This window comes from Polaromonas sp. P1_E3 (genome assembly GCF_056405935.1).
In genome coordinates this window covers 1-8,440 of the sequence record NZ_JBFUBD010000115.1, presented here as the reverse complement: position 1 = coordinate 8,440, position 8,440 = coordinate 1, and the positions used below count along the sequence as shown (strand labels likewise).

8 protein-coding genes and 2 pseudogenes are annotated in these 8,440 nt (G+C 64.8%); 7 read left to right on the top strand and 3 right to left on the bottom strand.

All coding sequences use genetic code 11. The features are described 5' to 3' along the window. Nucleotides 1-99 (top strand): annotated as a pseudogene (gene tatB, locus AC1D0Z_RS12970) (Sec-independent protein translocase protein TatB); the annotation flags it as partial. Nucleotides 100-169: 70 nt separating this feature from the next. After that, nucleotides 170-970: a twin-arginine translocase subunit TatC gene (tatC, locus tag AC1D0Z_RS12965; protein WP_477658639.1), complete on the top strand. Its 801-nt coding sequence runs from the start codon at nucleotides 170-172 to the stop codon at nucleotides 968-970. 162 nt (nucleotides 971-1,132) lie between these two features. Here tatC and AC1D0Z_RS12960 read toward each other — a convergent pair whose 3' ends face one another. After that, a complete protein-coding gene (locus tag AC1D0Z_RS12960) occupies nucleotides 1,133-2,290 on the bottom strand; it encodes a S1C family serine protease (RefSeq protein ID WP_477658638.1) in 1,158 nt (385 codons plus the stop codon). 241 nt (nucleotides 2,291-2,531) lie between these two features. On the opposite strand from AC1D0Z_RS12960, the gene AC1D0Z_RS12955 reads away from it, so the two are divergent. Further along, nucleotides 2,532-3,137 (top strand): chalcone isomerase family protein, encoded by a 606-nt coding sequence (locus AC1D0Z_RS12955; RefSeq protein ID WP_477658637.1) that lies wholly within the window; start codon nucleotides 2,532-2,534, stop codon nucleotides 3,135-3,137. A gap of 21 nt (nucleotides 3,138-3,158) precedes the next feature. Then, nucleotides 3,159-3,932: a Nif3-like dinuclear metal center hexameric protein gene (locus AC1D0Z_RS12950; RefSeq protein WP_477658636.1), complete on the top strand. Its 774-nt coding sequence runs from the start codon at nucleotides 3,159-3,161 to the stop codon at nucleotides 3,930-3,932. 16 nt (nucleotides 3,933-3,948) lie between these two features. Here AC1D0Z_RS12950 and AC1D0Z_RS12945 read toward each other — a convergent pair whose 3' ends face one another. Further along, a complete protein-coding gene (locus AC1D0Z_RS12945; protein WP_477658635.1) occupies nucleotides 3,949-5,286 on the bottom strand; it encodes a hypothetical protein in 1,338 nt (445 codons plus the stop codon). 214 nt (nucleotides 5,287-5,500) lie between these two features. Here AC1D0Z_RS12945 and pdxA point away from each other — a divergent pair, with 214 nt between their 5' ends. Beyond that, on the top strand, nucleotides 5,501-6,541 hold the full coding sequence (gene pdxA, locus AC1D0Z_RS12940) for a 4-hydroxythreonine-4-phosphate dehydrogenase PdxA (protein WP_477658634.1): 1,041 nt from the start codon (nucleotides 5,501-5,503) through the stop codon (nucleotides 6,539-6,541). Nucleotides 6,542-6,812: 271 nt separating this feature from the next. On the opposite strand, the gene mscL is transcribed toward pdxA, so the two are convergent. Further along, a complete protein-coding gene (mscL, locus tag AC1D0Z_RS12935) occupies nucleotides 6,813-7,238 on the bottom strand; it encodes a large conductance mechanosensitive channel protein MscL (RefSeq protein ID WP_477658633.1) in 426 nt (141 codons plus the stop codon). 294 nt (nucleotides 7,239-7,532) lie between these two features. Between mscL and petA the strand changes: the two genes are divergently transcribed. Then, on the top strand, nucleotides 7,533-8,168 hold the full coding sequence (gene petA, locus AC1D0Z_RS12930) for a ubiquinol-cytochrome c reductase iron-sulfur subunit (protein WP_477658632.1): 636 nt from the start codon (nucleotides 7,533-7,535) through the stop codon (nucleotides 8,166-8,168). A gap of 85 nt (nucleotides 8,169-8,253) precedes the next feature. Then, a pseudogene (locus AC1D0Z_RS12925) lies at nucleotides 8,254-8,440 on the top strand (cytochrome bc complex cytochrome b subunit); the annotation flags it as partial.

The window sequence follows — 8,440 nt, the reverse complement described above, 5'->3', positions numbered from 1 at the left end:
CCCCAGTGGTACAAGGCGCGTTCCGGCGTCCGGACCAGAGCCCAGTCAGGCGCCGCCCGGGTGGCGCGCTTCCGTCCGCAGCCGGGCCGCATGCCTTGAGCTGCTTTCCCGCTGAATCCTTCCTGTTTGCGTGCCTCCCCGCGCAGTCCCACCCGCGCAAATTTCTCCCATGAGCGACCCCAACACCGAGAAGCCCGACGAACTCGCAGGCACCGAGCAGCCCTTTGTGCAGCACCTCATGGAGCTGCGCGACCGGATGATCAGGGCGGTGATCGCCGTCGGCATTGCCGCCATCGTGCTGGCATTTTTCCCCGGCCCGGGCGCGCTTTACGACATCCTGGCCGCGCCGCTGGTGGCCTCGCTGCCCAAGGGCGCCACGCTGATTGCCACCAACGTGATTTCGCCTTTCGTTGTGCCGATCAAGATTTTGTTCATGGCGGCCTTCATGATCGCGCTGCCGGTCGTGCTCTACCAGGTGTGGGCTTTTGTGGCCCCCGGCCTTTATTCGCACGAGAAAAAACTCGTCATGCCGCTGGTGATCTCCAGCACGCTGCTGTTTTTTGTCGGTGTGGCGTTTTGTTATTTCGTGGTGTTCGGCCAGGTGTTTCATTTCATCCAGAGCTTTGCGCCCAAATCGATCACCGCCGCGCCTGACATCGAGGAATACCTCAACTTCGTCCTTGGCATGTTCCTGGCGTTCGGGCTGGCTTTTGAAGTGCCGATCGCGGTGATTTTGCTGGTGCGCATGGGGGTGCTCAGCGTGGCCCAGCTGCGGGAATACCGCGGTTACTTCTGGGTGGCGGCAGCCGTCGGCACCGCGCTGGTGACGCCGCCTGATGCAGGGTCGATGCTCATGCTGCTGGGCGTGGTGGGCGGCCTGTATGAGGTCGGCATCATCGCCGCGCAGGTGTTCGTCAAGCACACCAAAAAGCCTGCAGACGACGCCGAGGCCGAAGCGGCCCAGTCCTGATAGCGCTGGGGCTTTACGGCCCCGCCAGCGACTCCAGCCCCTATTGCAGGGAACCCATTAATTCCAGGTAGAAATGGCTGCAGCCCAATATGGACGGGCGCAAGCAGCTATTAATTCGATAGCGTTATCACGATGATGGCCGCGGGCTTGCGCCGCTGCCGGTCAGCGCTGCTGAACCTTGGGCCGCTGGCGCTTGCCGGGAGTTACGGCAATCTCGGTCTGCTTGTCCTTGCGCAGCACCGTCAACGGCGCCGGCGTGCCGGGCTTGAGGGCCGCCACGGCGGTCAACAGCTGGCTCACGTTGCGTACACCCTTGCCGTTCACGGCGGTGATCACGTCGCCCGGCAGGAGGCCGGCCTGCGCGGCCGGGCCGTTTTGCAGCACGCCGGTGATGATCACCCCGCCTTCTTTGGCCGCAGCCGGAGGAAGGCCAAACGTTTCGGCCAGTTCGGGGTTGAGGTCCTGCGGTTCCACGCCGATCCAGCCCCGTGTGACCTGGCCGTCCTTCACGATGCCGTCGAGCACCAGCTTGGCCGTCGATACYGGGATGGCAAAACCAATGCCCATGGAGCCGCCCGAGCGGGAGTAAATCGCCGTGTTGATGCCCATCAGGTTGCCGTTCACGTCGACCAGCGCGCCGCCCGAGTTGCCTGGGTTGATGGCGGCGTCGGTCTGGATGAAGTTTTCAAAGGTGTTGATGCCCAGCTGGTTGCGTCCCAGCGCACTCACGATGCCCCCGGTGACGGTCTGGCCGACGCCGAACGGGTTGCCGATGGCCAGCACCGCGTCGCCCACCTGCAGCGCGTCGGAGTTGCCCAGCACGATGACAGGCAGCTTGTCGAGGTCGATCTTCAGGATGGCCAGGTCGGTGTCCGGGTCGGTGCCGATGACCTGTGCCTTGGCCTTGCGCGTGTCGTTGAGGATGACTTCGATCTCGTCGGCGCCTTCGACCACGTGGTTGTTGGTCAGGATGTAGCCGCTGGCGCTGATGATCACGCCGCTGCCCAGGCCACCCTGCGGTTCGTTAGGGCCCTGGTCGCCGAAGAAGAATTTGAACCAGGGATCTTCGGCATGCGGGTTTTTGGCCGCGGCCTTGCTGGTGTTGATGCTGACCACGGCCGCCGAAGCCACTTTGGCCGCCGCTGCAAAGCCGCCGCCGGCGCCGCCGCTGCGCGGTGCGCTGCCGGCTGGCGCCTCGATCACGGACACCCCCGGCGTGTTGCCGCGGTCCAGCCACTGGGGCTTGAGCGTAGCCACCACGAAGTACGCCGCCAGCAGGACGGTGACGGTTTGGGAAAAAAGAAGCCAGGTGCGTTTCATGAGGCGTGAGGGTCGGCGTGCCGGTACGAAGGTGCGGAAGACGAAGGGGCGGGAATCCGGGGCGGCGCAGGGCCGGAAGGGGCGCGGCGCCAACTGGGGGAGTTTATCGCTTCGGGTCCCCGCTCGCTGTAAGGAAGCACGCCGGCTGGCTCCGGTACCATGTTCCTGGCTGCCGCAAGGCCGCAGCCGTGGGCAGCTTGAACGGCCGCCTGCGGTCAACAACCATAACGGAGGTGACAACATGCATCAGTGTTCAAGGCGGGCATGGCTCGCGCGCGGCGCGGCCGTATTGACGGCGGGTTCCACGGGCCTGGCGTTGCCTGTTCTGGCCGCACCCACCACAACGAAATTTCCGGCCAGTGTGGTGGCGCAGGGCACCACGCTGCAGCTTAACGGCGCCGGCACCCGCTTCAAGGCCATTTTCAAGGTCTATGACATGGCCCTGTACACGAGCCGCAAGGTCACCTCGGCCGACGAGGCGATGAAGCTGGGCACGCCCATCCGCCTGGCGTTTGTGGCGCTGCGCGAGGTCTCCGGCACCGACCTGGGCCGGCTCTTCCTGCGCGGCATGGCCGACAACTCCAGCCGCGACGCGGTCAGCCGCCATTCGGTGTCGAGCAACCGCCTGATCGACATTTTCTCGGGCCGCAGCAAGCTGATGCCCGGCGATTCATTTGCGATGGAGTTCGTGCCGGGCAAGGGCACCAGCTTTTTCATCGCCGAGCAGCCGCAGGGCGCGGCGGTCGGTGATGCGGAGTTCTTCCGCATGGTGCTGGGCATCTGGCTGGGGTCCGTTCCGGCCGATTTCATGCTCAAGGACGCTTTGCTGGGCCTCGAGAAAAACTGACCGTCCTGAGACAATCGCGGCATGAGTACCACACGACATGCCACCCGGCAGGATTTGCTGCAGGCCTTTGACACGCTTTTGCAGCCTGCGCGCTTCAAGGACTACGGCCCCAACGGCCTGCAGGTCGAAGGCAAACCCTCGGTCGGCAAGATTGTTTCCGGCGTGACCGCCAGCCTGGCCCTGATCGAAGCGGCGATTGCGGCGCAGGCCGACGCCATCTTTGTGCACCACGGGCTGTTCTGGCGCGGCCAGGACGGCCGCGTCACGGGCTGGATGAAGCAGCGCCTGGCCTTGCTGCTGGCCCACGACATCAACCTCTACGCCTACCACCTGCCGCTGGATGCGCACCCCGAGCTCGGCAACAACGCCCAACTGGGCTTGCAACTGGGCCTCACGGCGACGGGGCGCTTCGGCGAACAAGAGCTGGGTTTTATCGGTGGGCCTGCCGGTGGAGGGCAGTTTGCAGATGCCGGTGCACTGGCGGTGCACGTCGAAAAAGTGCTCAATCGGGCTGTAACCAAAGCAGGGCCTGCGCAAGCAGCTATCAAAAAGATAGCATGGTGTACGGGCGGCGCGCAGGGGTATTTTGAGGCGGCGATTGCGGCAGGCGCCGACGCTTTCATCACCGGCGAGATTTCCGAGCCCCAGGCGCATTACGCGCGCGAAATGGGCGTGGCCTTTATTGCCTGCGGACATCATGCGTCCGAGCGCTACGGCGCACCGGCCGTGGCGGCGCATGTTGCCGCGCAGCTGGGTCTTGCCCACCAGTTCATCGATATCGACAACCCGGCCTGAAGCGTTTTTGCAGGAATCAGGCCGGCTTGTGGCGCTGCCGCCCGCCGCGCCCGGCATTGGGACTGGCGGGTTTGGCCCGCAGCGGGGTTTGCGGTGCGGCGTTTCGCAGCGCATGCCAGCTGGAGCCCAGTTCGGCATGCTCAACCGGCACGGCAGTGCGGGTTTCCGGGTCCAGCAGCGCGGCGCGGGAGCGCATGGCGCGGGCGGCCTGGGCCACAGACTGCGCTTCATGCAGCAGCTGGGCGACGTCCTTGCCGGCGACCGACAGATGCACGATGCCGACGGCGATGTCGGGCTTGATCCGCGCACGCCCCCCGCCGAGGGCCGTCACGTCCATCGGCCGGCGCAGGTCGGAGGCCACGCGCAGGCCCAGTGTGCGTATCCAGCGCGGCGAGTGCATGGTTTCCAGCAGCACGACAAAGCAGCGGTCGTAGTAGCGGCCGGCGGGGTTGACGGCGCCGGTGTGGCGCTGAATGCGGCGCGCCATCTGGATGTAAATCTCGTTCAGGCCGGCCTGGCCGATCTGGGGCAGCAGGCCTTCGGGCTCGAACAGCAGCACGGCCATCAGCGCGCCGTCGCGCCGCGTGCGCAGGCGCCGGCGCTGCGCCCGGATGATTTTTTGCACCATCGCCACGCCGTCATAGAGCTGGGTGATCGGGTCGCGCCCCGACGCCTCGCCCTGCTTCAATTGCCGGGCCTGCCGGTTGCGCAGCCACAGCATGGCGGCCGTGATGACCACACTGAGCAAGGCAGCCATTGCCACGCCGGCCTGCAGCGGCAGTGAAAACCGGGTGGGGCTCAGCGCCAGGCCGTACAGGCCGATCTGCGCGGGCAACGTCAGCAGGCAACCCAGCGCCAGGCCCCAGGCCAGCCGGTCACCCAGTTGCGTGGCGCGCACCGAAAGCCACAGCACCACGGAAAGGTTGACGACGGCCAGCGTGGCTGAAGCGGGCAGGGCCCACTGCGGCGCCAGCAGCAAACACAGCGGCCCGCCGGCGATGCAGACCAGGGTGATGGTCAGCAGGCTGACCTTCATCAGGTGGTCGCGCTGGTGGGCCGACAGCCATTTGCTGGCGCCAAAGCTGCCCACCGATGCGCAAACCGGCCCGACAAGGAGTTGCGCAATGCCCAGCGACTCCTTGCCGTCCGGCCAGAGCTCCATGGGCAGGCCGCACAGCAGCATCACGACCAGCCAGCAAAGCGCGAGGTAAGCCAGGGTCTGCCAGGCCGCGCGGGTGCGGCTGTAAAGGGCATCGGCCAGGGCCAGCAGCAGCACCAGGCCGAGTGCGCCGGCCGAAGCACTCCACAGCACCAGCTCGGCGTCGGACATCAGGGCGGGCGTGGCAGGATTCACGGCAGCCTGCGGTCCTGCGCGCCGGTTGCCTGCCGCTGCGATGTGGTTTGCGCCAAAATACCCCCAGCATGCATCTGACCAACTCCCCCCTTGAATCCATTGATTCGGCGCCACGCTGTGCAGCCGGCGTGTTGCCCTGTATTTTTGGGATTATGGGCTGTCCTGTAACCAAATGCACCCTGGGGGCGCAATTCACCGCTGCGGCGTCCGGCTTGTGAACCAACCGCTTCTTATCACCATGGGCGACGCTGCGGGCATTGGCCCGGAGATCATCGCCAGGGCCTTTCGCGACGCACCCCTTGAAATGGCGGGTTGCGCCGTGGTGGGCGACGTCGCCACGCTGCGCCGCGCCGCCGCGCTGGCAGCGTCTCCACTGGCGCTGCCGGTGGCCCGGCTGGACGCACCGGCCGATGCGGCGAATGTGCCGCCCCACTGCATCGGGGTGTTGCAAAAATGCGAGTTGGAGGCCGTGCCCTATGGCCAGGTCAATGCCCGGGCCGGCCAGGCTGCGGCCGACTGCATTGTCTGGGCGGCCCGCAGCGTACTGGCCGGTGAGGCCTGCGCCATGGTGACGGCGCCCATCCACAAAGAGGCATTGGCGGCGGCCGGCGGCTGGGCGGCCGCTTTTCCGGGCCATACCGAAATGCTGCAGGCTGAAGCCGCCGCTTTTCTGGGTAAACCGGCGGGGGACTTGCCGGTGCGCATGATGCTGGCCAACAACGAACTCAAGACCGTGTTGGTAAGCATTCACATGTCACTGCGGCAGGCCATTGAGGCGGTTACCTTCGACAACGTGCTGCAGACCTTGCGCATCACGCACCGCGCGGCGGCTGCCAGCCGGGGCCGCGCGCCGCGCATCGCGGTGGCGGGGCTGAATCCGCATGCCGGCGAAGGGGGGCTGTTCGGCAGCGAAGAGCGGGCCATCATCGCACCGGCCATCGCTGCTGCCCGCGCAGAAGGCCTGGATGTGAGCGGTCCCTTCGCCCCCGACACGGTGTTCATGCGGGCGCGCCATGCCGTCGGCAAAGCCGGTGAGTTTGATGTGGTGGTGGCGATGTACCACGACCAGGGGCTGATCCCGGTCAAGTACCTGGGCGTGGAGCAGGGCGTGAATGTGACGCTCGGCCTGCCGCTGGTACGCACCAGCCCCGACCACGGCACGGCGTTTGACATCGCCGGAAAAGGCATCGCCGATGCGTCCAGCCTGTTGGCGGCCATCCGCATGGCACGCCAGCTGGCCCTTTCCCGGCTTTAAGGAATTGGGTTACAGCCCAATGGGAATGAGCGCAAACAGCTATTAAATCAATAGCAAGCACCGTCTCTTCGCAAGCGGGGGCCGCGGTCTGGCTTTGCCAGCCGCAAGGCGCCTGTCCCCTGTAGGGGAGAGGCCCGCTACACGAAGTGAGCGGGCAACAGGGGGGTACATATCTCGCAAGCGGGGGCCGCGGTCTGGCTTTGCCAGTCGCGAGGCGCCGTCCCCTGTAGGGGAGAGGCTCGCTACACGAAGTGAGCGAACCACAGGGGGGTTACTTTTTTAAACTGTCGCGAATCTCGCGCAGCAGCACGATGTCTTCAGGTGGTGCAGCGGGTGCCGGTGTCGCTTCGTGGTGGCGCTTGAGGCGGTTGATCTGCTTGACCATCAGGAAAATGATGAAGGCCAGGATGACGAAGTTGACCGTCACCGTCAGGAAGTGGCCATAGGCGAACACCGGAACGCCCGCTTTTTTGAGGGCTTCGAGCGACATGTCGGTGCCGGGCGGCACGCTGCCAAGAAGCACGTACATGCTGGAGAAGTCCAGCTTGCCAAAGACCAGGCCCACCACCGGCATGATCAGGTCACTCACCACGGCGTCGACGATCTTGCCGAAAGCGGCGCCGATGATCACACCCACGGCCAGATCGATCACATTGCCCTTGACGGCAAATTCCTTGAATTCCTGCATCATTCCCATGAATCTCTCCTGTTGTTGGCAGCGGTTACCGGCATGCCCGGCGTTGCGCGGAAAAAATGATTATGAAGGCTGGGCGTGTTTTAGAGCCCGATGCCCAGGGGCGGCTTGCAACAAAGTATGCGGAGGCCGCAGCCTGCCTTAAAAACAGGCACTTGCGGCCCCGCCATGCGGGCCGTCACCACCCGTGCCGGGCCCTCCGCCTTGAAAAACGACATCGCGCTCCGCTACAATTGCGGGTTGACCCCACCAAGCCTCCCACCAAGCCTATTTCAAGCCAGTTCTTGAAGGACTCTCATGACCCAAGCAAGCGAAGCAAGCGCGAACGGTGTGCCCCACGGCGCCCCCGTCGATAAAGATAAAAGAAACTGGCTCGTGGCCACCTGCGCTGTAGGCGGCGCAGGCGTTGCAGCCACCGCAATCCCTTTTGTCAGCACTTTCCAGCCCTCCGAAAAAGCCAAGGCTGCCGGCGCGGCCGTCGAAGTCGATATTTCCGCAGTGAAACCCGGCGAAAAGATCACGGTGGAATGGCGCGGCAAGCCCGTCTGGATCATCAAGCGCACGCCCGAGCAGCTCGCCGAGCTGCCCAAGGTCGATGCCCTGCTGGCTGACCCCAAATCCGAGCGCAAGCCCGACGAACTGACCCCCGAATACGCCCGCAACGAAAACCGGTCCATCAAGCCCGAAACGCTGGTGGTGGTGGGCATTTGCTCGCACCTGGGCTGCTCGCCTTCCGACAAGTTCCAGCCTGGCGCACAGCCTTCGCTGCCCAACGACTGGGCCGGCGGCTTCCTGTGCCCCTGCCATGGCTCGACCTTCGACATGGCCGGCCGCGTCTACAAGAACAAGCCCGCGCCGGACAACCTCGAAGTGCCTCCTCACATGTACCTGTCAGACACCCGTTTGCTGATCGGTGAAGACAAAAAGGCCTGAAGGCGCTTTTAACCCGGCGCCTTCAAAAGACCTTGTAGCCAGCGCCTGACGCTTGCCAAAGAACCCCACCGAACCAGGATCAGTTATGGCTGAATTCAAAGAAATTTCCCCCGATGCACCRCTCGCCGCCAAGGCGATGGGCTGGATCGACAACCGCTTTCCCGCCAGCAAGCTCTACAAAGAGCACATGAGCGAGTACTACGCACCGAAGAACTTCAACTTCTGGTACATCTTCGGCTCGCTGGCCATGCTGGTGCTGGTGATCCAGATCG

Excerpts from the sequence above, each read along its gene's own strand:
- tatC (WP_477658639.1), top strand. The coding sequence starts at position 170 with ATGAGCGACCCCAACACCGAGAAGCCCGACGAACTCGCAGGCACCGAG.
- AC1D0Z_RS12955 (WP_477658637.1), top strand. The coding sequence starts at position 2,532 with ATGCATCAGTGTTCAAGGCGGGCATGGCTCGCGCGCGGCGCGGCCGTA.
- AC1D0Z_RS12950 (WP_477658636.1), top strand. The coding sequence starts at position 3,159 with ATGAGTACCACACGACATGCCACCCGGCAGGATTTGCTGCAGGCCTTT.
- mscL (WP_477658633.1), bottom strand. The coding sequence starts at position 7,238 with ATGGGAATGATGCAGGAATTCAAGGAATTTGCCGTCAAGGGCAATGTG.
- petA (WP_477658632.1), top strand. The coding sequence starts at position 7,533 with ATGACCCAAGCAAGCGAAGCAAGCGCGAACGGTGTGCCCCACGGCGCC.